The 21820-nt window shown below is 59.3% G+C and carries 18 protein-coding genes and 7 pseudogenes; 9 read left to right on the top strand and 16 right to left on the bottom strand.

Going from position 1 to position 21820, the window contains the following annotated elements:
- Positions 1-282: 282 nt before the first annotated feature.
- Positions 283-441 (bottom strand): annotated as a pseudogene (locus tag G6L01_RS27595) (DUF736 domain-containing protein); the annotation flags it as partial.
- Positions 442-972: 531 nt separating this feature from the next.
- On the opposite strand from G6L01_RS27595, the gene G6L01_RS27590 reads away from it, so the two are divergent.
- The 3 genes and pseudogenes from G6L01_RS27590 to G6L01_RS27580 all read left to right on the top strand — a co-directional run bounded on the left by G6L01_RS27590 (position 973) and on the right by G6L01_RS27580 (position 3611).
- A complete protein-coding gene (locus tag G6L01_RS27590; RefSeq protein WP_234614006.1) occupies positions 973-1728 on the top strand; it encodes a DUF4160 domain-containing protein in 756 nt (251 codons plus the stop codon).
- A 71-nt stretch (positions 1729-1799) separates the two neighbouring features.
- Positions 1800-2605, top strand: a pseudogene (locus G6L01_RS27585) (hypothetical protein); the annotation flags it as partial.
- A 394-nt stretch (positions 2606-2999) separates the two neighbouring features.
- Positions 3000-3611: an ATPase gene (locus G6L01_RS27580; protein ID WP_060716550.1), complete on the top strand. Its 612-nt coding sequence runs from the start codon at positions 3000-3002 to the stop codon at positions 3609-3611.
- A gap of 85 nt (positions 3612-3696) precedes the next feature.
- Here the strand turns inward: G6L01_RS27580 and G6L01_RS27575 are convergent, their stop codons facing one another.
- The 7 genes and pseudogenes from G6L01_RS27575 to G6L01_RS27545 form a co-directional block, all read right to left on the bottom strand.
- Entirely contained in the window at positions 3697-4014 is a 318-nt protein-coding gene (locus tag G6L01_RS27575) for a DUF736 domain-containing protein (protein WP_060716549.1), read from the bottom strand.
- A 221-nt stretch (positions 4015-4235) separates the two neighbouring features.
- Positions 4236-4361 (bottom strand): hypothetical protein, encoded by a 126-nt coding sequence (locus tag G6L01_RS27570; RefSeq protein ID WP_267967336.1) that lies wholly within the window; start codon positions 4359-4361, stop codon positions 4236-4238.
- Between the two features lie 318 nt (positions 4362-4679).
- Positions 4680-5619 (bottom strand): annotated as a pseudogene (locus tag G6L01_RS27565) (hypothetical protein).
- A pseudogene (locus tag G6L01_RS27560) lies at positions 5619-5921 on the bottom strand (zincin-like metallopeptidase domain-containing protein); the annotation flags it as partial. The pseudogenes G6L01_RS27565 and G6L01_RS27560, both read right to left, overlap by 1 nt.
- 84 nt (positions 5922-6005) lie before the next feature.
- Positions 6006-6998: a tyrosine-type recombinase/integrase gene (locus G6L01_RS27555; RefSeq protein WP_060716547.1), complete on the bottom strand. Its 993-nt coding sequence runs from the start codon at positions 6996-6998 to the stop codon at positions 6006-6008.
- Positions 6995-7933, bottom strand: a complete 939-nt coding sequence (locus tag G6L01_RS27550) for a tyrosine-type recombinase/integrase (protein ID WP_060716546.1) — start codon at positions 7931-7933, stop codon at positions 6995-6997. The genes G6L01_RS27555 and G6L01_RS27550 overlap by 4 nt, the downstream gene beginning before the upstream one ends.
- Positions 7930-9150 carry a site-specific integrase gene (locus tag G6L01_RS27545; RefSeq protein ID WP_070167488.1) on the bottom strand — a complete coding sequence of 407 codons (1221 nt, stop codon included), beginning with the start codon at positions 9148-9150 and terminating at the stop codon, positions 7930-7932. Before G6L01_RS27545 ends, G6L01_RS27550 begins: the two co-directional genes overlap by 4 nt.
- 144 nt (positions 9151-9294) lie before the next feature.
- On the opposite strand from G6L01_RS27545, the gene G6L01_RS27540 reads away from it, so the two are divergent.
- Complete coding sequence (locus tag G6L01_RS27540; RefSeq protein ID WP_070167489.1) at positions 9295-10050, top strand: dienelactone hydrolase family protein; 756 nt, start codon at positions 9295-9297, stop codon at positions 10048-10050.
- A 34-nt stretch (positions 10051-10084) separates the two neighbouring features.
- Here G6L01_RS27540 and G6L01_RS27535 read toward each other — a convergent pair whose 3' ends face one another.
- A complete protein-coding gene (locus tag G6L01_RS27535; RefSeq protein WP_234887848.1) occupies positions 10085-10852 on the bottom strand; it encodes an ArdC family protein in 768 nt (255 codons plus the stop codon).
- 313 nt (positions 10853-11165) lie between these two features.
- On the bottom strand, positions 11166-11765 hold the full coding sequence (locus G6L01_RS27530; RefSeq protein ID WP_071205634.1) for a hypothetical protein: 600 nt from the start codon (positions 11763-11765) through the stop codon (positions 11166-11168).
- A 517-nt stretch (positions 11766-12282) separates the two neighbouring features.
- Here G6L01_RS27530 and G6L01_RS27525 point away from each other — a divergent pair.
- Positions 12283-12588 carry an alkylphosphonate utilization protein gene (locus G6L01_RS27525; protein ID WP_070167492.1) on the top strand — a complete coding sequence of 102 codons (306 nt, stop codon included), beginning with the start codon at positions 12283-12285 and terminating at the stop codon, positions 12586-12588.
- A gap of 19 nt (positions 12589-12607) precedes the next feature.
- Here the strand turns inward: G6L01_RS27525 and G6L01_RS27520 are convergent, their stop codons facing one another.
- The 3 genes and pseudogenes from G6L01_RS27520 to G6L01_RS28220 all read right to left on the bottom strand — a co-directional run.
- Positions 12608-12817: a hypothetical protein gene (locus G6L01_RS27520; protein WP_070167493.1), complete on the bottom strand. Its 210-nt coding sequence runs from the start codon at positions 12815-12817 to the stop codon at positions 12608-12610.
- Entirely contained in the window at positions 12814-13122 is a 309-nt protein-coding gene (locus G6L01_RS27515; RefSeq protein WP_070167551.1) for a hypothetical protein, read from the bottom strand. Before G6L01_RS27515 ends, G6L01_RS27520 begins: the two co-directional genes overlap by 4 nt.
- Positions 13119-13223, bottom strand: a pseudogene (locus tag G6L01_RS28220) (DUF7007 domain-containing protein); the annotation flags it as partial. The pseudogene G6L01_RS28220 and the gene G6L01_RS27515, both read right to left, overlap by 4 nt.
- 329 nt (positions 13224-13552) lie before the next feature.
- Here G6L01_RS28220 and G6L01_RS27510 point away from each other — a divergent pair.
- Positions 13553-14290 (top strand): annotated as a pseudogene (locus G6L01_RS27510) (ABC transporter ATP-binding protein); the annotation flags it as partial.
- A gap of 626 nt (positions 14291-14916) precedes the next feature.
- Here G6L01_RS27510 and G6L01_RS27500 read toward each other — a convergent pair.
- The 3 genes and pseudogenes from G6L01_RS27500 to G6L01_RS27490 form a co-directional block, all read right to left on the bottom strand.
- On the bottom strand, positions 14917-17427 hold the full coding sequence (locus tag G6L01_RS27500; RefSeq protein WP_070167496.1) for a S8 family peptidase: 2511 nt from the start codon (positions 17425-17427) through the stop codon (positions 14917-14919).
- Positions 17428-17430: 3 nt separating this feature from the next.
- Complete coding sequence (locus tag G6L01_RS27495; protein WP_045231753.1) at positions 17431-18417, bottom strand: AAA family ATPase; 987 nt, start codon at positions 18415-18417, stop codon at positions 17431-17433.
- Between the two features lie 277 nt (positions 18418-18694).
- Positions 18695-19032, bottom strand: a pseudogene (locus tag G6L01_RS27490) (hypothetical protein); the annotation flags it as partial.
- Positions 19033-19217: 185 nt separating this feature from the next.
- On the opposite strand from G6L01_RS27490, the gene G6L01_RS27485 reads away from it, so the two are divergent.
- The 3 genes from G6L01_RS27485 to G6L01_RS27475 all read left to right on the top strand — a co-directional run bounded on the left by G6L01_RS27485 (position 19218) and on the right by G6L01_RS27475 (position 21808).
- The gene (locus G6L01_RS27485; protein WP_070167498.1) at positions 19218-19787 is read left to right on the top strand and encodes a peroxidase-related enzyme; all 570 of its coding nucleotides are present in this window, start codon (positions 19218-19220) and stop codon (positions 19785-19787) included.
- 53 nt (positions 19788-19840) lie between these two features.
- On the top strand, positions 19841-21046 hold the full coding sequence (locus G6L01_RS27480) for an acyl-CoA dehydrogenase family protein (RefSeq protein ID WP_070167499.1): 1206 nt from the start codon (positions 19841-19843) through the stop codon (positions 21044-21046).
- A gap of 138 nt (positions 21047-21184) precedes the next feature.
- Positions 21185-21808 carry a peroxidase-related enzyme gene (locus tag G6L01_RS27475; protein ID WP_081344243.1) on the top strand — a complete coding sequence of 208 codons (624 nt, stop codon included), beginning with the start codon at positions 21185-21187 and terminating at the stop codon, positions 21806-21808.
- The last annotated feature ends 12 nt before the right edge of the window (positions 21809-21820 follow it).

Below are 21820 nucleotides of genomic sequence, written 5' to 3'. Positions count from 1 at the left end.
CGGTGGCGTTTCCTTGACGTTTTTGAAAGAAGACGCCGCAGGTCGGGAGGCGATGGCGGGGTCAAGGATCGCGAACGCGACTCACGGAGCCGGGAGTGGAGAGCCGAAATGCGCTGGCATTTTGGGGGTACCGCTCTCCTTGATGCCGGCATTGGCTCCCGGCACCATGGGTCGATCTGATGGCACCAGAAAAGTCGGGAACGGGCTCGATACCCGCGACCGGTTTATCTGTCGCAAAGAGAAAGAGCCCCGCCTTGTCTAGCGGAGCTCCTCGGTGGAAGCTCAGGCCTCCCGCTTCGGTCGGTTCCAGATAAGGGCGTAGTCGCCTTCCTTCTCGCTCGGCCACAGGGCTGCGGTGATCGGGGCGTTGAAGCTTGGATCGTCCAGCTTGACCGAGATGTATTCCTCGCCGTCGTTGGAGACCGCCTTCCAGCCTGCACCGGAGCCGTTGCGGGATGACGATCGAGACGAAGTCGTCCTTCGGTCACACCAGATCCATCGAGGTCCGCGCAAGTGCGCCCAGTCCGGGACCGGATGGGTACAGTTGCGAAAAAAACATCGGCGAATTCAAGACCGATCCGCCACGGTATCGTCTTTGGCCTCGGGGCTCTTACCATGTCACGGCTGTGATCCTACCAGTCCCGTCGATGAGCTGATCGCAAGTCGGGCCGGTTTCTTTATGAAACTCCCGTGGCGGCCTTGCGGAGAAGGACAATAGACACGACAAAGCATCGAATCGGAATTTCTTGCGTTCCCTTTCATGCACATGGTTTCGCGCCAGACCAAAGTGACAATAACTCTATTAGGGGTAAACAATCTATTCTCGATGGTCTATAGGACGTTTCAACTCCAAGTCTTCTCTGTTCCGAGATATTAATGATCCTCTTTCATCATACTTCCGTTTCCCTCGCTGAGGGGATTTTGGCTTCTCAGCTCAACCTAGGTCACGTCAAGAGACGATCTGGAGAGCCGTTGCGCGATGTCGTTTGGCTGACAACCGATGAAAGCCACGAAGGTCATGGGCTGACGACAGGAGAACAACTCGATCCGGTTCATCGTCCGTATGTCGAAAAGGTAGAGCAAACGAAGCTCCGCCAGGGTCGTGTCTGGACGGCTGATAAGACGCGCATCAGAATTAAGGTCAAAATTCCGACTCGGGATCGCAAGCTTTACAACTACTCCGCCTGGTCCCGAAAAAATGACGGTCCGAAATTCGCGAAGCTCATGGGCCTTTCCTGCGTTCAGACCGTCGCCGGTCTGAACGCCTCGGAGCTGGAAAGAATGATGTCGATGACAGCAACGAAGGAAGAGACATGGTTTCTTTCGTTTCGGCCCATTGTTCCCGAGGAATTTGAAGAAGTATTATACCGGACCGAAGACGGCTACGTGCCTTATGACTTCGAACAACACGGCCGTCGCGAGCTTGAGGCGGTTGGAATTTACGCCGCAGACGAAAAAGCTCTCTCCGAATTGCGCGATCTTCTCGGTTCTCGGCACAGATATGACCGCGCCAGCGCCGTTGTGACCTGCGCCAATCTTGCAATGCCAGCAAACGTTGTCGTTCGCGGCGGAGGAATCAACGTGGCATTCAACCTCGTGACCCTTAGAGTGCTCGAAGGTAGTTCCGGTCGATATGGGGAAGAGATTGTCGCCTGGATCGAGCGGCATCTCAATGACCTAAACGAGGCTTGGGAGAAGAGCAGGACGCAGCTCATCAGCAATTCGTGAAATCTGGTCAACAGCGACCCGTTGCCGGTTCGCTTGGCGTTCTCTGTTTAATCGCTAATCATGGTGAGCAGTTGCGTCATCCCACAATCGCCACAGTCGTCACTCCGCAGTCGAAGTCGGTCAACCAGTCCGACGCTTTCCTTGCCAGCAAACACAATCAGCTCAACCTGTTCAACTCGCTCGATCATCTGGTTACCGATGAGAAGAAACTCAGCGACAGCGAACGTGGCGCAATCGAGCACCATATCGTAAATATTCGCGCGGCGATGGCCCGATTGTTATGGTCCAGGGAGATCTATGTCGGAACGTCTCTCCTGGATGAGCACGTTTTCGCCTGCGCCAAGCAAGGTGGTGGTGGTGTTCCGGCAAAAATCCTGAGCGGTCTCGCGTCGGCCGGGATCGAGCGCCCGGGGTTCGTACTTTACCCGTTGACCAGCTTCGGCATGAAGATGGAAACGCTGCCGTGGATGAATTCGGGACTAAAAAGCCACATCGTGTTTCGAACTCCGGGTTTGCGGTCAGCGCCCAGACCAATTCCGTTGCCCGGGCTTATGATCGACTGGTCGAGATGGCGCGTGGTTTGGGCATATGCCAGTGCATAGAGCGCAGCGGCATCGAGCATTTTTTTCATGCTGCGCAGTGGCTCAAAACCAACCCCTCGATGTTGGTCAGACTGACATCGCACACAGGGGATATGTATGAGAACCAGTTCGTTTACAGGCTCAATATCCGATCTGCTGCGTCGGCACTGTTGATGCTTCACGCGTTGTCGGTTAAGCGCGATGGCACCATCGACAAGTTCAGTTCGTCGGCACACGTCAACAACTGGGAAACACTCGATATTCGTCACTATCTGATCGGGGAGGGTCGGCCTTTGCCAGATGCTTCTGCAGCCTCCTCGCTCGGCTCTCAATCACCCGGCTACCGACCAGCGATCCCGTCCGCAACTTGCTCGGCGACACCTGATCAATTGCGAGTGCTCCTTAAGAGGATTGGCCTTTTCGTCCTCGATAATGCTTGCTATATTAAACGAAAGATTGGAGCAGACATGGCAAAAGTCGTCGTCAAAAAGCTTGGTGGCCCAAAGTCCGGAGTGCGTGGCAAGGCGGTCACGGAGAAACGAGTTCGCGATTCGAGTAGCGGGCAGTTCGTCACCGTGCGCACGATCGACGCGAAAAGCCAAACATTCGGACAAGATCTTACCTATGTATTTAGCAAGAATGTGGCCAAGGCGCGCCGTGACAACAAGGCTGTGACTGGCGTCGTCGATCGTGCTCCTGCAAAAGCTTGAACAGCCCGTCTTTCTGATCGTCGCTGGACCGAACGGATCCGGCAAGAGTAGCGTCTACGCAAATGCGGATCTCGAATTGGAAGGGCGGTCCGTATGGATTGTCAATCCGGATCTTCTAGCCGCCCGGATCAGTGAAGTGGAGAAGGAGCCACTTCCCGAAGCCAACTTGGTTGCAGTTCAGCGCATCGAAGCGTGGATCCAGTCATCCATAGCCGTTCATAAAACAATCGGTGTCGAGACCGTATTATCGACGGATAAGTATCGGCGTCTGGTTGAGGCAGCTGAAGCTTTGGGATTTGCCGTATGGCTTTTCTACACCGTTTTGGACAGCCCGGAGCGGTCGATCGAGCGTATCAAACTTCGTGTTGCGAAGGGTGGGCATGACGTGCCTGCCGATAAGGTGCGTGCACGCTACGTAAGATCTCTCGCTCAACTCCCTTGGTTTCTCGAACGAGCTGACAGAGCCTGGATTTGGGACAACAGCGGTGCAACGCCAAAGCTGATCGGCGAAAAACAGGATGGTATCATTACTCTTGACGAGAATGCCCTTAGCGTCATCTCGTCTGCTGTGCAATCTATCGCGACTGAGTGAATAGCGCGCCGCAGCCACGCGACTTTGTTGCAGCTTCCTTTCACTGAAAAGAGCCCCGCCTTTCGGCGGAGCTCCTCGGCGTGGATCAGGCCTCCCGCTTCGGGCGGTTCCAGATGAGGGCGTAGTCGCCTTCCTTCTCGCCCGGCCAAAGGGCTGCGGTGATCGGGGCGTTGAAGCTCGGGTCGTCCAGCTTGACCGAGATGTATTCCTCGCCGTCGTTGGAGACCACCTTCCAGCCGGCGCCGACCTCGACGCCGTTGCCGGCGGTGATGCGGAAGTCCGGAGCGTCGCGCGAGACGCGCTCGATGGGGTTCAGGCGGGCCTTCATGCTGACGGTGAGCGTGCGCACGTTGCCGATGATCGAGTTGTTGCCGTTGGTGGTGAATTCGCCGATGACTGCCATTGTCGTAACCTTTCCGGTTTGCTCGGGTCGCGCCCATCGCGTCCTCGATGACGGTGTTAAGACCGACGGCGATCGACGCCGCACCGCTGGCGGCCGGAACGAAGTGGAGGACGGCCGGGAGCGGCTTTCTTGGCCCGCGAGGAATGCGAACCTGTTCGCAGGGGAAGAAAGTTGCGTATGGCCGTTGCGGCCAAGGCGATCGAGACGAAGGCGTCCTTCGGTCACACCAGATCAATCGAGGTCTGCGTGGGTGTGGCCTGTCCGAACCGGATCGACCACGACATGCCGCGAGACCAATCGTTGAACTCACCACCAGCACGCCGCTGGCACAATCGTTTCGGGACCATGCTCACACCACGTCACGGCTGCAGACCTGCAGTTCCCTTCGACGCCATCGCCGATGGGTGCGTCTGCACTACCGACTGTTCGACAGCAGAGCCATCTTCGACTGGATGGTGTCTCCTCCCAACCGGCAAGGCCTCGGCTATGCTGCAATCGCACTCGCCCTCAGCGCCCCACACCCCAACGGCTGGTCAGCATGGAACATGTCCCCCGCTTCAGGAACTGACTGGGCCGGCGTCTTTCACGGCAGAGTTCCACCATATGGCGGTGCCTCTTCCGCTCCAAATGGAGCGGATCCGTCACCGCAGCGCCAGAAGGCTGCCCTAGACGCCACACATGCCTTCGCATTCGATGGGCCAGAGATCGAGTTGGCCATGATCGGCGGCCGTCGACAGGTCGGCTTCGTCAAGAGGAACACATGAGCGATGAAGATAAACTTCGCCACGGATGCGTCGAATGCCGGTCCGCAGTGCTCGATCGACTATCACCGCTTCTGCCCAGGCTTCCGGATCATGATCACGCATGTGGCGCCAGCGTCCTTTATCGTGAAACGGGCATCCGATGCAGGCCGATTTTGGGGGCGTCGGATAATCATGACGGCGCAACCAGGCCAGGCAATCGCGCCTGCTCATGCGCTGTTCGATCAACGGCCAACGATTGATCTGCCAGTCCTCGAATGAGGGTTTGATCCGGCTGACCTCGTCTGTCGAAATGCCAATCCACTGCTCCGCGACCGCATGATCAGGTGATCGCTTGCGCCTGAGGCCCGAACAATTCCGGGACCTTCCTCCGGATCGGCACGATCTTGTAATCCGCAGTGCAGGCCCTGCGCATCATGCCGATCGATACGGTCTCGCGCGATGTCGCGCGGGAACCGATCTGGACGAGTTCGCCGTCGTCGTCCTCATCGAGAACCGGTCGTGCGCTCCCGGCTGGCGTCACGGTTTTTGCAAAAGCCGGAATCGAAGCCCACCGTTTGCCGGCGACGGCGTCCATGAGATTGTCGCGAATATTGCCGGCCGACACCACATGGATCGGGAACGGAACGACATTCGGCGACATCAACCATTCAAGATGATCGTAGACGGCTTTTGGCTCCCAACCGGTATCGGCAAAGATCGCGCAATCGGGCATCGGCCCGATCTTACCATGCGCTGCCATCAGCGCCATGGTGGTGGACTGGACGCCGGCGCCGAGCGAAAGCGCCCGCAGCCGGATCGGCGAGGACGCGCCCTCCCCGGTAAAGTTCGACACCTGGAGCATCAGGCCGCCTCCTGTCCGGAGGCTGCCTGCGGCTGAAGGTCGTGCAGATAGGCGACAGCGCGCTGCGCATGCGCCGCCGCATTGAAGATCGCCCGCTTGTCAGAGCCGAGGATCTCGGCCCAACTCTGGATATAGGCGGCATGATCCGGGCGCGGCTCCAGCTCCGGCACGATACCCAGATCGGCGCAGATCATCGCTGCCCCAAGCTCCACCAGCATCTCTTCGAAGGCCCTCTCGCGGCGATCCTTGTGATAGCGGCTCAGGTCCCTGTTCAGCCGGGCAGGACCGCCCGCCCAATGGACATTATGCCGTAAGTCCGATTATGCCGCATGGCCAATTTTCAGCGCGGAGACTTTCCCATTCAGCCATGCGGCGGTTCGGCATAATCAGAGCGATTCAAGGAACGCGAGCAGTTCGTCGTTGGGTCGATACCGCCCTAGATGGGCCTCCGGTCTCGCGACCTGAGAAAGCGCCTTCTCCTTCAACCGCATGTCGGCGTGGATGTAGATCTGGGTCGTTTCCACGGATTCATGACCAAGCCAGAGCGCGATCACGGATTGGTCGACGCCGTGATGGAGCAGTTCCATCGCGGTGCTATGCCGCAAGGTGTGCGGTGTAACCCGTTTGCTTGCCAGGCTCGGGCATGCTCGGGATGCCGTGAGGCAATGCTTGCGCACCAGATGTTCCAATGCATCACGACTGAGCCGTTCGCCCCGGATCGAGGGGAACAGGGGACTGTCGCTGTCACTACGCTCCCCAATCCAACCCCGGATCAGCTTTGCCGTATCGCGACGGAGAGGCGTACTACGCTCCTTTCTCCCCTTGCCGATACAACGGATGTGGGCGCCGTCTCCCAAAACCACGTCCTTACAGCGCAGACCGATCAGCTCGGATGCCCGCAATCCGGTCTGAAGCGCAAGCAACAGCAGGGCGTAATCGCGGCGCCCCACCCACGTCGTCCGATCCGGCGCGGCCATGAGGGCTGCTATTTCGTCTGCGTCGAGGAACGTCACGCTTCGCTTGACGTATCGTTTGCTTGGCATCGAGAGAATGCGCTGGCAATGGAGAAGCCAGGTCGGATCGGTCATCGCAACGTATCGGAAGAATGAGCGGATTGCGGCAAGGCGCGTATTGCGGGTTCGTGCCGTGTTACCGCGCGCCGTCTCGACGTGGGTCAGGAAGTCGGCGACAAGATCGGCGTCAAGATCTTCGATCGTCAGCTTCGTGGGCGGCTTTCCACGCCGTGAGCCAGCGTAGCGTATCAGCAACCGGAATGTATCCCGGTAACCGGCGATGGTGTGGGGACTTGCCTCCATCTGTGTGCAGAGCCGGTCAGTGAAGAAGCGTTGGATCAGCGCGGGGAAACTGCTCGCCTTCATCGAATCCCCTCCGCTGCGCTTGCTATGCGGGCGGAAGCCAATTCCAGCAATTCCGGAACCGCCTCCAGGTACCAATAGGTATTGGCGGGGCTCGCGTGACCGAGCCAAGTCGTGAGTTTGATCATCTCGCGCCCGACATCCTGGCCGGAACGATACCAGTTTAGCAGCGTCCGAACCGCGAAGGTGTGACGAAGGTCGTGAATGCGTGGCCCGCGCCCATGGCGCTTGTAAGCCTGCCTCGGCCTCAAACCAATCTGTTGGCAGACCAGCGCGAAGTTGTAGCGGGCGCCGCAATCGCCGAGACGATGGCCATCGCACGTGACGAACATAGGCTCTGATCTGTGACCTAATAGCCGGTCCCGTTCACGCCCGTAGGTCTCCAGTTGGTGCACGACGGTTTGATCTAGGGGCAACATTCGTTCCTTGCCGAGCTTTCCGAAGCGAACACGAAGGACGCCGGATTCAACATCGAGATCGGTCTGGTCGAGACGCAAGGCTTCGTTAATCCGAAGTCCGGTCACGGCGATCAGGCCGAAGAGCGTCGAACAGGTGAGACCGCGCATGCCGTAGACTGATGGCAACGTGCGGGCATGCTCGATAATCGCAATGATTTCGGCGTCGCTGTAAATGTGTGGATGTACACGTTGGACATGAGCAGGCACTAATCCCTGGGGCGGAACCTCGTGCCGAGGATCCATGCCGTGTAGCCAGAGGGCAAATTGACGAGCCACCCGGAAGCGAGTGCCTCGTGTTCCTGCACTGGCGGATGACAGGCTTTCGAGCCAACACATGATCAATCTGGTATCGACGTACTCGGCACCATTGCTGTCGGCGAAGGCGGAGAAGCGACGCAATATGCGTTCGTCTGTACTCAGGTCGGCACCCAGCCGCCTTCTCATACTGATGTAACGGTGCTGTTCAGCAATGAAGCTCATTGTGCTGCCTCCGTGATCGGCCAAGGCTGGGCGATGGAGCGCAATCCATCCGTGTCGAGCTTCGCATAGATCATCGTTGTTGCACGCGATCGATGCCGCAACAGATCGCCGATCTCCTCCAGCGAGGCACCGGAGCGAACCAAGTTTGTCGCAAGGCTGTGGCGCAGGACATGCGATCCGACATATGGTGTTGGCGGCTTCACCCCGGTTGCCGCGAACGCCTCCCGCAAAATCGAGTTGATGATCTGGCTATCCTTGAACGGGCGGTTCGGCGCCCGATGGCTCACGAACAGTGTGCGGGTTGTCGTCGAAGTCCGCTCCTCCCGCAGATACCGGCTGATTGCCTGACCGACGTCGGGCGGGATTGGCAGCCGGTCGTGACGTTGACCTTTTCCGCGAACGAGAAGCTCTCCAGCTCGCCAGTCGATATCATCGAGCTGGATCGCCATGACCTCCGGAGCGCGGATACCGAGCCTCGCCATCAACAACAACATGGCGTAGTCGCGGGCGCCTCGCCGCGGATTGGTCGCGACCGATGCCAGAACGGCCTCCACTTCATCGGGCGACAGATATCTCGGAAGCCTCTCGCCCCAGGGCTTGTGCACCCTGGGCACGCAGAGCGATAGGTTGGCGGTAGTGAGACCTTGGGCGAACAGATACTGGAAGAAGCCGCGCAGATGCGTGGACAACGTCTTGTCGCGGTAGGGCGTCTTGCGCGCGATAACATGCTCCATAAACGCAACGACGTCGCGGGCGCCGAGCACAGCAAGATCGAGCCCACCGTCTCCAAAGCGATGAACCAGGAAGCGGGCGGCAAACCCCCGCACGTGTTTGACGGACCGCGGACTGAGGCCGCGCTGCCGCAGAAGGTAAAGCTCAAGGTTGCAGAGAAGCTCTTGGCGTTCGGCTTGCGCAGCAGTGAGTGGCGGTCGCGTCGCCACGCCGATTTCGATCAGGTGCTCGACGAACAGCGTGGCAAGGTTGGGAACCTTGATCTGGGATTTGGGTGACGTTGGCAATCGCCGTCCCAATTCGACGGCAATATCCGCCGTCAGCTCCGATGGCGCGATGCCCTCGACCTCCAGAAGTCTGCCAAAGCGTCGGAGGTGGTGACGATAGTTTTCGAGGGTCGCAGGTTTGTAGTTCCTGGCAGCAAAAGTCTGCTCGAATGACGCCAGGTAAGCGTCAAGGCAGGTGGTATGGCCGGATATTGACATTTTAGCGCTCCTTGTTGTTGGAGCGGCAATCTTCACGCCAAAGACACATCTGTTAAGCAGATCTTCGACAGCTTCCGACCCCTTTCGGACCGTTGACCAAAATGATAACTGCGAACTGAGCAGACATCTCCGGCGGCACACTCAATGAAGTTTGATAAGTTATTCATACCCTCAGCTGAGTCTGAAGCTCGATTGGAGATCGTCGCCGCGAAGCCCACTGGCAAAGGCCCGTTTCCAACGATTGTGTTCAACCACGGCTCGACCGGCAGGGGGCAGAATAGATCCCTCTATTCCAGAACGGTGGCTCCCGCGATTGTGGCAAACTACTTTGTCGAGCGGGGATGGTTGGCACTGTTCCCTCAACGTCGAGGAAGGGGAAAATCTGGCGGAGCCTATGGTGAAGGTCTTGCCCTAGACGGTTCCGGCTATTCCTGCGACGCAGAAATAGCCATAGCCGGCTTCGAGCGGGCCGTTGAGGACGTCGATGCGGTAGTCGACCATCTGCGCGGTCGATCTGACGTAAATCAGGAAAAGCTTGTCATCGGGGGCGTCTCACGCGGGGGTATCTTGGCCATCGCTTATGCTGGCATGAGGCCAAAGACGTTTCGCGGTTCCATCAATTTCAATGGAGGCTGGCTGGGAACAGGGTGCCCGTCACATGCATTGGTCAACCCACTGCTTTTCCAGCGGGGCGCATCCGCAGAAGTTTCAACTCTTTGGCTGCATGGCAGCTCAGATCAATACTACAGCATAGCACACTGTAGGGGGAACTTTGACAAGTTTCAGGCCGCGGGCGGACAGGGAAAATTTGTGGCGGCACCCATGGGCCACGCATTGATGTTCAAGCCAGCGCTTTGGACCGAGCACGTCGACCAATATTTGCAAGACGTGATGGTTTAAGTCGCAGTACCGGGGCAGCTTAACACCGGACAAGCTAGAACGCGCACTGTCGTCTTGTCACGCGATAGTCGCCACTCTTGACGGCTCTGATTATGCCGACCAGCTGCATGGCCAATTGGAGGAGCTTCCGCCCTGAAAATTGGCCATGCGGCATAATCGGACTTACGGCATAATGCAAGGTTTCGTGCGCTCTCGTCGCAACGAAAGAGGCCATGTCCCGGAATTGTTCGGGCCGCGGCAGCTGGATGTGGTCGGAGGCAGGAGAATAATAGGCCTTGTCGCCGCCGTAACGGACGACAGCACCCGTGTTATCGAAGAAGCGATCGGCATGCTCGATACGCTCGAGCGGTTTCGCGATCGGTTCGGGGCGACTGTAATAATGATCTGCAAGGCCATCGATTTGATCGCAATTGAAAACTGTATAGGCCTTCAGGAAGGGAATATCGCGCTCGACCTCTCCGCCGCCCGCATCGGGTTCGGTCTTGGTGAAGCGGCTGGCATAGACGACGGTCGCGCCGCTCTCGCCCTTGCGCACGTGAGCGCCGAGTTCGTTTGCCTGGCGCAGCGTCATCCATGTTGACGACATGAAACCACTGGCGACGCTCTCCGACCACAGAAGCAGAACATTGAGGCCGGTGTAAGCTTGTCCGTTGTGACGAAGCGGCCGGCTCACCCGGCCCGATAGATTGGCCGCACTCCACGGCTGCACCCACGGGCGCACGCCCTTTTCCAGATCGGCGACGATCCTGTCGGTGATGCGTGCATAAATGTCGGTCCGCGTGTTTGCTGCTTTCCTGCTCATTTCCAAACCTCCGTTTCAGGAGGCCGCGCCCATCGCGGCCCCGTTGCGGAGGGCCGAAAGCAGGAGCGATCGGGGCGAAGGCGCACCGGAACGGCCGGAACGCCAGTGGAGGACGGCGCAGCCGTTGCGGCTTGCCGCCGGCTCCTGCAGGACCGACGAACGGGACGGGGCAGCGATGTCGCCCCGCGTCTCTTCGTCTTTCTTCTGTATCCCCATTGAGCTTTACTCCAACGGCGACACAAAAAATGGCCGCCTCGGAGTGAGGCGGCCTCGTCCCGACGAAGGCGGAGCTGGATGCTCCGCCGGAGACGTCTCAGCCAAGAGCGTCCATCTGTGCTGCGGCCGCCTTGCGGTCGAGCGCCTGGCCGGGGTTGTCGACCGGCCGATCGAATGGCTTCCACGCTTCGCCGACAATCTGTTCGTAGGCTGCGACGGCGCCTTCAGCTGCCAGGCGGAGCGCGTGGGCCTGAATACCCATGTCGGCTGCGAACTCGCGCTTGCGCTGGGCGGCGCTGTCGTAACCGACGGGGCCATCGAGATCCTCGTCGCGAGCGTCCGACGCACCCTTGGCGGTCGCATCGCGTGCTTCGGTGACGGCCTTGCTGTAGAACTGGCCAGCGCCATGGGCCGATCCCACATAGGCGCCGACGATGCGCTGGAGATGGATCTGCATCGCCCGTTCGCCGAGGCCATCGGAGAGGCCGGTCGCGGTTTCGACGATAAGGCGCTCGTGCATGTCGCGGATGCCGTCGCTGTCGAGGATGGCCGTTCCGAAGCTTTCGGCGATCCGGAGCGCCTGCGCTTCGTCGGGGCATGTCAGGCGGACCATTTCGATCGTGGCGCCCTTGCGGAGCTGCACGACACGGGCGGCAGGGCGAGAAGCTTGACGGGAAGGGGTTGCGGGCTTTGCCATGATGGTTTCCTTTTCGGTTTGCCCGAAGGGTTCGGCCCCTTGGCCGTTCTGTCCTTCGGTGCGGTCGAAAAGAACCGGCGCAAGCCGGGCGGTTCAGGGTCCGGGCAGGCCAGAACGAGCGAAGCAGGTGGGCGGGCAAGCGGAACCCACGGTTCTGCGAAGCCCGCGTGCCTGTTTTGTCGAGAGCGGCATGACCGGCCGCCCCGCGGCGCGACAGCGGCCTTGAACCGGACGGGCGCTGGTTCAGACCGCCACGAAACCGAAGGACAGAACGGCAAAGGGGCTGATCCCGGATGCCGAAGCCGGAAAGGAGGTCATGCAAAACGCGCGCCAGGCCCGCGCCTGCAAGCTGGTCCTTCCATGCTGACGTCACTGCTGCTCCGCGTCGCCAGAATGGATCGCCGATATGCCCGATGTGCCTGTCAGAACACCCTGATTTGCTTGCGCCGGCTTTCCACGATAGACGCGCCTCTGGCGTTACGACCGACCAACAGTATTCGCGAAAGGAACACCGCAGATGAGCGATCATAGCGGCGACGATTATGTCTATGACGAAGCAACCGGCGAATGGCGTCCGGCATCCGAGATTTCCGCCGAAAAAGCAAAAGCCGCAGAAGTGCGCGACGCCTCCGGCAACGTGCTGGCCGATGGCGACTCCGTCGTGCTGATCAAGGACCTGAAGGTCAAAGGCGCCGGCCAGACCTTGAAGCAGGGCACGGTGATCCGCTCGATCCGGCTGACAGACGATCCGGAAGAGATTGACTGCCGGCATGACGCAATCAAAGGCCTGGTCCTGCGCACCGAGTTCGTGCGCAAGCGTTGATCAGGGCTGTGCCGATTGCTCAAGGTTTCGGCAGCCGATAGCGGTCCAGCCAGGTCGGGCCGTGCGTGTTGCGCAGCTTGCGAAGGATCTGGTCGTCATCGCAGCGCCCTTCGCCCATCCAGACGGTGTTGAGGATGCGCTTCCATGATCGGCCGTGCCTCGCTGCGTAATGCTGAAGCGCCTTTACCTCCTGATCCGTGAGAGACGGAAGCGGTTCATGGCGCTTCATGGTATCGTCTCCTGCAATGCCGCAATCGCGGACTGCTGCCGCATAAGCTTGCGCGCCAGAGCATCGATCTCTGGCTGGCGCTGCGCGGTGATCGCCGCAAGATTTGAGCGGTAGCGGGTGAGGAAGGCTTCGGGTTCAGGAGGCCTGCCGCGGCGATATCCGTATTTGCGCCGTCCAAGCGATGGGATCAGCGCGGTCATCCTGCGAATGATCTGGTGCTCGATCATGTCGAGCTGATGCCGCGTCTGCCGGCACGCTTCTTCCATGCGCCGCAATTCCGCCTGTCGATCGATGGACCGGTTCATGCCGCCGTCCTCCCCTTCCATGAGGCAAGGCTTGATGGGCCGTCGTAGGCTGCATGGCGCGCTTCATCGATGACGTAGCCGAAACGGCCTGCTTCGTATTCGGGTGGCGCTCAATGCGGACCTGTCGTTCCAGACGGCCAGGCAGGAGGTGGTATCCGCCCTCGGATCTGCGGCAGTGCTGGTCACTGCGGCCTTCATGATCCATAGCCATGCGTTCGAGCCGACGCTTCTCCCGCTGGTCGCCTTGCTATCGTCCGCAGCCTTCCTGCCCGTGTCGGAACTGGCGCAGGCGGCACGACAGCTGGCAGACTCGATCGCGTCCACGCGGCGCGTTCATGCCGTCCATGTCGAGCCCATTCCGGTTGTCGACGGTCCAATGCTCCTGCCCGAAACAGCCGGTGGATCTGAGCTGGAATTTTCGAACGTCACCTTTTCCTACGACAAAGCCGGATCTACCGTGCTTGAGGAGATCGATTTCAAGGTGCCGGCCGGGGCGCGGATCGCTCTCGTCGGCTCGTCGGGAGCCGGGAAGACGACAATCGCAAACCTGGTGCTCCGCTTCTGGGATCCTCAGCAGGGAAGCATCACGATCGACGGCCATGATCTGCGCGAAATCACGCTCGACAGTCTCCGCGAACATATCGCGCTCGTCGCCCAGGATACGTACCTCTTCAATGCGACGTTAGCTGAAAACATTCGGCTCGCTCGTCCAGATGCCACTCAGGACGACCTGGACCTCGCCATCCAGCGGGCTGCTCTCACGGATTTTCTTGCGTCATTGCCCGCTGGTCTCGAAACTCCTGTCGGAGAGCGGGGCGTTCAGCTATCCGGTGGACAGAGACAGCGGATATCCATCGCCCGGGCATTCCTCAAGAACGCGCCTGTTCTGATCCTGGATGAGGCGACCTCGCACCTTGACGCAGCAAGCGAAGCACATGTGCGGGCCGCGCTCGATGAGCTCATGGTCAACCGGACCACCATTATCATTGCCCACCGCCTTTCGACCATCCGGGCAGCCGACCAGATCCTGGTGATGCGGGATGGGCGGATCGTCGAGCGGGGAAAACACCGTGATCTGATGAGCCTGGGTGGATTTTACGCCGAACTGATCGGCCATCAGTCCGTTGGATCGGCTCAGGTCGAATACGCAGCGCTTGCGGGTCAGTGAATGGGCGCCTTGGAATATGAATCTAAATAGAAGCCGACAACCGACGACACTGACGTTTCCCCTCGGGTTTGTAGTGCGAATGTGGGGATGAGCAATGGCGTCGATGGCGGGGATCCAGAATGCGCCGAGCCAAGGCACATTAGCTCGATTGAATGTCAGAGACAATGACACGTTCAGCGTTCGAACCGCTCCGGCATCCTCTTGTGCATTTTGCAGCTGAAGATTGCGCGCCAGCTGCTCCCCCAGCAGTCTGATCTCCTCATCAAGGCGGATTGCATCGTCAGAAACGGCGGGAACGCCTGGAGAAGGTGGCGGAACGGCTTCAATCGGTTCCGCTTTCTTGCCGCGTGCTGCGCTTTCGCGCTGCACCTTCGCCAGTCTGGGAGGGTTTCAATGCGTCGCGTGCGACCGTACCGGCCCCATCGAATAAGGCCGGATCAGCCGCCTCCACTGGCCCGGCGCCGTCGGTATCTGCCGAGCACGCGTGTGCCCTGATCAGTCGGGGAAAGGCACACATCTCTCCTTCACGGCGGTGGCGCCGGAACCCTATGAGCTATCCGAGTCGGGTGACTGACTGGAAGGCGACATGTCTGGGATGTTCACCGATATCTCCCATGCGGGAGGGTCTAAGTCTCAATCAGAATTTCGGGCACCACCTCTGGAAGGATGGGGGTGCTGATCGGTGTGTAGAGATCGACATCAGCCGCAGTTCGCACCGTTGCGACAAGTGCATAACGAACCGCTCTATCACCCCTTCTCTGACCTGTATTCTCGCGCCACCATCCGCCAGTCGGATAGATGGCGATAGCGTCACGCTGGGAGAGCTCGACGGCGTTTCCCTCCCAGATATCCCCATGCAGCGATCCCCGATTGCGAAGAACGGGACCAAGCGTCCAGCCTGCGTCTCCCGCCGCCCTTGCCGGCGGCCTGGCCCCGGCCGCGGCATTGATGCGACGCAAGAAGACATCGGGGCGCTCGTCGCCCGGTTTCAACGCAAACCGCATTCCATGCGAAGCGTAGCTGTGACGGCGTGTTTGGCCACGCTCCCCGGGATTGGGCTCAATGAAATAGCTGAGCGTGATCCGCAACTGGACCTGGGTTTCACCAAGAGCCTCGAGCTCCGCCGTCGGCCAGGGAAGCGCGTGCAGGACCATGTCCTTGGTCTCGATCTTGCTGCCGACGGTCTTGAATGGTTGCATCTCGTTCTCGATGACCATGGTGACATCGTTATCGAGACTTCCAAGGGCGCGCACCAGTGATGGAACCCCGAAACCGTAACGCCGCATCAAGGCATTCTTGTTGATCCCGCCGAGATGGGCCTTCATCGTCGGCGTCCATTCGGCCGAATGGACGATCAGCGCTCTGACCGTCTCGGACCACAGATCAGGACGCTGAGCCAGAACCTGCGCACCCATCCTTGCCGCAAGCGCGGTCGCCGCACTGGTCTCGCCCGTCGTGGTGAACGCCCGGTTCTCGGGCGTCCGATAGGTCGTCAGCAGCGCGAGATCGTCGAGGTGATCGCCGATTAGCGTCGCCGGATCTACGCCCAGATTGCCGCCCTCGAAGACGACATCGGGTTTGAGAGGCCAATCGTAGTTCCAAGTGACGGAGGTACGGCTACGTGGCATGAGATCGCCAACCTGGGCCATGACACCCCATCCGTTGAAGACAGGGTCGGTGATCGCCGTCTTCTCGGTAAATGCCCCGACCGTGAGCACATTCCACGCCTGGGCAGGACTTTCGATCGGCGTGATGTCGTTGCGGACGAGATAATCGTTCTGATGGATATCCTCACGAATGTTGCCGGCGGAGACCGCAATCAGGCGTGGCGCATTATCGGCGCCATAGGCGAGTGCGTCGAGAGCCGCAGACCACGACGACGGACGGCCGCGCCAGTGATCGCCATCACTGGTCAGGGCAAGGCAGATGGCGCGAGGCCGGTTCGGTGCAACGATCTCGGCACGCGCTATCGATTGGGCGGTGATGGCGCCGAAGAGATCGGGGTCATTTGCACCGTGGTCGGGCAGAATCTTTACCGACTCCAGTCGGTGCGTCAGGATGATCTGCCCGGCTCCGGCGAGAACATCGGTCAGGTCACCATAAATGGCAACGCCGGAAAGCTGGGTCCCATGGCCGCCGTGCCCCTGATTGCTCGTGTCTTCGACGTTCCAGCCGGGATCGAATGCCTGCTGATCCACTGCTGCGAGCGCCGGGAGGATCAAAGGGTGACGGCGGGTAGAGCCTGAATCGAGCAGGCAGACGGCGGGACGGTCACCATCGGGGGGCACAATGCGGCCCGCCGTCTCCGCGGCCCAGGCGCGTTGCTCGGCGCCGTCCATCTCCATAAAGAAAGCCGGTGTATCGCGTGCGGTTCTTAGCTCTGCGATCGTGTCGGTGTGCGCAATGATCCGCCCGAGGGTTTCGGCGCTCGCGTGGACGATCAACACCTCCCGCTCCGGAAACTGAAGGGCGTGTTCACGCACTGGAAGCTCCAGTCGCTCTGCCGCAGCCGCAAAGGTGTCTCTGGTCCCGAGACGCAGCCAGACCTCCCACCAGATGGCCGTACCGGGCAGCGGAAAGAACGCCTCGTCATCCGTATAGAGGGATCTGGCCACCGCAAGACGCGCGGTCTCAAGCGAGGCCACGAGCACTTCATTCTTGGGTCCGTTGTTTCTTTCGACGATCTCACCGTCGACCTCGATCCGTTGGATCCGGTCCTGGTCGCGATATTCGGCCACCTTCTTGAGGTAATAGTCGCGCTGGCGTTCGGGGACGAAGACGGTGGCGGCAATCGCGTTCCCTCCCTCCCCTATCGGGCGAACGCTAACAAGTTCGATCGGAAACTTGCCCTGGCGGTTTTCGAGCTTATCGACGATCTCGCTCTGGGATGAAGGGAGCTCGAACTCAAGATAGAAACCTGGCGTTCCACCCGCAAGGTCGGGCTCGCGAGCTCTTAATTGTGCTTCCGCGTCTGCCACTGCCCGGGTAAGGGCTTCTGTCAGCTTTACAGCATGCTGAGCCCTATCGCGCACCGGCACGGTTGCGCCGCCACCTCCGCCTCTGGCGGTGTAGTCCTGGATGTTCCCGTGACCGGGCAAATAAACGTGTGGGAGTGGACGCGGTGGTTCTTCTGCCATCGATTATTGCGACGCCGCTCCTTTGCGTTCGGCTATCGCGAGGGACAGATCGTTCTGGGTGATGCGGTCCCGGTCGGACAGGACGACGAGTTTCGCGGCGTCGGCCGCAGCGCGAGCAATCTCGGCCTGGCTCAAACCGGCAGCATCTGTAACCGCTTTTGTCCAGTTGATATCCCGGGTGTCGAAGCTGGAAAGGCGCGCCTGCAAAATCCCGGTCGCGACCTCAACGCTCGGCAATGCATACTCGATGACGTCATCGAAACGCCGAAAGAGCGCTGGATCGAGCAATTCCGGGTGATTGGTCGCCGCCACCACCAGACCGTCGCTCTCATCCTCTTCCAGGAACTGAAGGAACGAATTGAGGACACGCCGGATCTCGCCCACGTCATTGCGTTCTGCGCGCTTCGCGCCGATGGCATCGAACTCGTCGAAGAAGTAGACGCCTTTGGTTTCAGCCATGGCGGAGAACACAAGCCGCAACTTCGAGGCGGTCTCCCCCATGAACTTCGTCATCAAACCATCGAGCTGAACGGTGAACAACGGTGTATGGAGTTCACCGGCGAGCGCAGCGGCCGTCATGGTTTTTCCGGATCCGGGGGGACCGATGAGCAACAGTTTGCGCCGTGGGGCCAGCCCATGGCTGCGAAGCTTATGTTGTTGTCGCTGCTCGAGAATAACGCGCTTCAAACGAGCTTCGAGCTCTGCTGGAAGGATCATGCTCGACAACCGAACGTCAGTGTAGCGGACCGCAACCAGATTCGCGAGATCACCGCGTGGCTGCGCAATAGGAACAGGGGCTTTCTTGCGCCCGGAGGTACGGTCCTTGTTGGCGCGCGCTGCATCGACAAGCTCGCGCAGTTGCACAGCCACCTTTCCATGGCCTCTGCGAGCCTCACTCGCTGCAGCCTGCAATGCAATCGTCAGGAACTGCTCGTCGTCGCCTTCGACGTGGCTCTTCAGCAGCGAGATCAACTGCTGCGCCGTGGTCATGACGACTGAGCTCGGTTCATCGGTCGAGCTCCTTCTGATTGAACGGTCCACATTTGCGTCATCGTGTTCCTCTCGCGGTGACTTTTGGGCACTTTCGAGAGATAGACGCCTCTCCCCAAGAACTGGTTAAAATCCAGTTTATTGATCGCCATAGAGAAAAGCAATTTGAACGAAGCAACAGTTCCCAACATTCGAGACTGCAACGAGTCAGGCGCCGGCGCCCACGGTAGCTGTTCCAGTTCGTGGAGAATATCGACAGGAGGCCCGACCGTGACGTTCATGATGTCTGCGCTCCCGGCGGTGCTCGATAGAGGATGATCCGTCCGGTCGGCAGAATCTGGGTGAGGAAATCAAAAACGCGGACGTTGCCGGTCAGCACGCTCGCCCCCAATTGACGCGCCTGCAGGAACACGAGGGCGTCATTCAGGAAGCAGCGCTCGTTCCCTGCCCCTTGGGCAGATTGCTCAGCCGGAAGAGCAAGCCGGCCAACACACCGGCCTGTACCCAGATCTCTGCATCCGGGGAATGTAGGCGGTGGTTCGGAATATCCTCTACCGTGGCTTCAATTGTCTCGAGGACAGCTTTTGTGGAGGCGTGCTTTGGGTCGAGCCGACCGGGTCAGCCTGCAAGACATTGTAAAATGACGACATCGTTCCCGGAGCAGCGGCGATGAGAACGTTTTTCTCTCCGCGCGATCGAATTTGGATTCATCTAGTTCGTCTATAGATTTTATAAACTGTATCAATGAAGAACTGACTACTGTTTATTCAGTCGGCCCCTCAATATCGACGGAGAATGGCATGACAACGATCGACGGGCTGGCTCGGAGCCAGCGGATTTCCCGTTTGCGCATTCCGGACGAATCCGAACTGCCTGAAGATATTCAGGCTTTAGTTGATCGTCACCACCATGAGAACTGGGTTCGGGCGCTTTCGCTCAATCCTGACACAGCTCGCCGCTTCACCGGTCATTTCGAGCATCTGTTCGCGGCGACGAGCAGGCGGTTGCCGCTACAGGATCGCGAGTTAATCGCCGTGGTTGTCTCAGCGACGAACGGATGTGGCGTTTGCGAGATTCATCACACGCGCGCCTTTGGCGACCTGCTCAATGATCCGGGTTTTGCTCGTCGGGTCGCGCTCGACTACCACCTCGCCGACTTGTCAAAGCGACAGCGGGCTTTGGCTGATTTGGCGGTCAAGGTGACTCTAAGCCCCAAAACTATCTCGCAAGCCGACTTCGAGAAGCTCAGGGATCTTGAGCTTTCCGATGAAGAATTATTGGAAGCTGTTGAAACAGCTTCCTGGTTCAATCACACCAACAGGGTCACTATATCTTTGGGGATCCTTCCGGATGATAAATTCTTCTCATAATAACCGATTTTCCAATAGTCCGTTTAAGACTTAAGGAGGACTAAAGGATCAGTATGGGCACTTATTCCCTTGATGCAAAATTGGAGGCAGGCCAACATCTCCTTGATGAAGTCTTGCTTCACACTTTTCAAAGTCGCGCTGCGGATTATGACCGGGAAAACCGCTTCTTTTTTGAGGATCTCGCCGATCTCAAAGCAGTCGGGTACCTACAGGCAGCACTGCCGGTGGAATTCGGGGGCCGGGGGCTGACCCTGTCACAGGTACTGGCCGAACAGGCGCGGCTTTCTTATCATGCACCCGCCACGGCACTGGCAATCAACATGCACCTCTATTGGATCGGTACTGCTGCTTATCTCTGGCGGCGTGGCGATCACTCAACCGACTGGATCCTCGAAGAGGCGGCAGCGGGTCGGATCTTTGCAGCCGGCCATGGCGAGCCAGGCAACGATCTTGGCCTCGCAGGCTCCAACGTTGTGGCCGAACCACTCGCCGACGGTGGCTACCGCTTTCACGGACGGAAGATTTTTACCTCTCTTTCACCCGTCTGGGACTGGCTCGGAATCCATGCACTCGATGCAAGCGATCCAGCCACACCAAAAATTGTCCACGCTTTTATTCGCCGGCAGGATCCCGGGCACCACACACGAGAAACCTGGGATTCGCATGGCGTGCGCGCGACGCGGAGTGATGATACAATCCTGGAGGGAGTGATCGCGGCAAAACCTTATGTAACGCGCGTGCTTCCAGCCGGCCCGCCGAACGATCCTTTTATTGACGGCATCATTGCTTCGGCTGTTCTTCCGATCGGTGCTGTGTACTACGGCATTGCCAATCGCGCGTTCGACATCGCGGTGGAAACGGCTAAATCCCGCGTTTCTCCGGCACTCTCCGGTCGGACCTATGCCCATCATCCGCAAACACAGGTCGAAATCGCCAAGGCTTCTATAGAACTCGATAGTATTTGGGCTTTTCTCAGCCGCGTAGCGGCGGAATGGACCGAGGGCGTGGATCACGGGCTACTCTGGCCAACCAAGTTGCTTGGCGCCAAACAGCACGCTGTCGATGGGGCACTCCGGATCGTTGATCGCGCCAGCAAGGTTGCCGGCGCAAGCTCGTTGCCCCGTCGAAACGAACTGGAGCGGCTGACGCGCGACGTCCGTTCCGGCCCCTTCCATCCGCCGAACAGCGACGCGACCCACGACCTCATTGGCCAGATCCATCTCGGCGTCTTTCCTCCGGCAGCGCTAGCCGCCGAATGACATGGCGATCTTTGCAAGATTCGTTGGCGTGGCGGACTCATTGGTACTCGACGCATCGTGGCGATCGGGACGTAGTCGCCGCAAAGGGATTTTAACAGCGATCTCGACTTCAACCCCACAATCGGGAGACTCTCCATTATGAGCCAGGCAACAGCGCCCCATTCCGTCACGTCATCTCCCGTATCGACCGGGCAGTTGGAAGAGCCCGTTTCGCGTCTTCGCGTTCCGACAGAGGACGAACTGCCCCAGAAATTGCGCGACATCCATGTGAGGATTCGAAAGAAGTTCGGTTTTGTCCCGAATTTCCTGACGGCGCTGTCTGCCAATCCGGGTACCGCTCTGCGTATTATGGCCTTCTATGAGCACCTGTTCGACCAGAGCAACAGCCATCTCAGCGCATCCGAGCGTGAGTTGATCGCAGTCGTGACGTCTGTAGCGACAGGCTGCAGCTATTGCGTGTTCAACCACCGCCCGGCGTTGGCAGCCGCCCTTGGAGATCGTGTGTTGGCGGACCGGATTGCTCGAAACCACAATGATGTGACGTTGGCACCACGCGAGCGAGCGCTGGCCGATTTGGCGCAGAAGCTGGCCACTACGCCCCATAGTGTGGGCAGTGACGACTTCGCCCGGCTCCGAGCAATTGGGTTCAGCGAACCCGCGATTCTGGAGGTGCTGGAAGTCTCTGCTTTCTTCTCCTACGGCAATCGTTTAACCATCGCATTGAACGTGCTTCCCGACCCTCAGTTTTTCGTTTCGGCTTGAAGGAACACCGTC

It is taken from the genome of Agrobacterium vitis, from assembly GCF_013337045.2.
GTDB classification, from domain to species: domain Bacteria; phylum Pseudomonadota; class Alphaproteobacteria; order Rhizobiales; family Rhizobiaceae; genus Allorhizobium; species Allorhizobium vitis_B.
The sequence above is the reverse complement of the archived record's forward strand: the minus strand, read 5'-3'. Positions and strand labels throughout refer to the sequence as shown.

Excerpts from the sequence above, each read along its gene's own strand:
- G6L01_RS27495 (WP_045231753.1), bottom strand. The coding sequence starts at position 18,417 with ATGACCACGGCGCAGCAGTTGATCTCGCTGCTGAAGAGCCACGTCGAA.
- G6L01_RS27540 (WP_070167489.1), top strand. The coding sequence starts at position 9,295 with ATGAAGTTTGATAAGTTATTCATACCCTCAGCTGAGTCTGAAGCTCGA.
- G6L01_RS27575 (WP_060716549.1), bottom strand. The coding sequence starts at position 4,014 with ATGGCAGTCATCGGCGAATTCACCACCAACGGCAACAACTCGATCATC.
- G6L01_RS27535 (WP_234887848.1), bottom strand. The coding sequence starts at position 10,852 with ATGAGCAGGAAAGCAGCAAACACGCGGACCGACATTTATGCACGCATC.
- G6L01_RS27550 (WP_060716546.1), bottom strand. The coding sequence starts at position 7,933 with ATGAGCTTCATTGCTGAACAGCACCGTTACATCAGTATGAGAAGGCGG.
- G6L01_RS27520 (WP_070167493.1), bottom strand. The coding sequence starts at position 12,817 with ATGAAGCGCCATGAACCGCTTCCGTCTCTCACGGATCAGGAGGTAAAG.
- G6L01_RS27515 (WP_070167551.1), bottom strand. The coding sequence starts at position 13,122 with ATGAACCGGTCCATCGATCGACAGGCGGAATTGCGGCGCATGGAAGAA.
- G6L01_RS27555 (WP_060716547.1), bottom strand. The coding sequence starts at position 6,998 with ATGAAGGCGAGCAGTTTCCCCGCGCTGATCCAACGCTTCTTCACTGAC.
- G6L01_RS27570 (WP_267967336.1), bottom strand. The coding sequence starts at position 4,361 with ATGGTCCCGAAACGATTGTGCCAGCGGCGTGCTGGTGGTGAGTTCAAC.
- G6L01_RS27475 (WP_081344243.1), top strand. The coding sequence starts at position 21,185 with ATGAGCCAGGCAACAGCGCCCCATTCCGTCACGTCATCTCCCGTATCG.
- G6L01_RS27485 (WP_070167498.1), top strand. The coding sequence starts at position 19,218 with ATGACAACGATCGACGGGCTGGCTCGGAGCCAGCGGATTTCCCGTTTG.
- G6L01_RS27480 (WP_070167499.1), top strand. The coding sequence starts at position 19,841 with ATGGGCACTTATTCCCTTGATGCAAAATTGGAGGCAGGCCAACATCTC.
- G6L01_RS27530 (WP_071205634.1), bottom strand. The coding sequence starts at position 11,765 with ATGGCAAAGCCCGCAACCCCTTCCCGTCAAGCTTCTCGCCCTGCCGCC.
- G6L01_RS27525 (WP_070167492.1), top strand. The coding sequence starts at position 12,283 with ATGAGCGATCATAGCGGCGACGATTATGTCTATGACGAAGCAACCGGC.
- G6L01_RS27500 (WP_070167496.1), bottom strand. The coding sequence starts at position 17,427 with ATGGCAGAAGAACCACCGCGTCCACTCCCACACGTTTATTTGCCCGGT.
- G6L01_RS27545 (WP_070167488.1), bottom strand. The coding sequence starts at position 9,150 with ATGTCAATATCCGGCCATACCACCTGCCTTGACGCTTACCTGGCGTCA.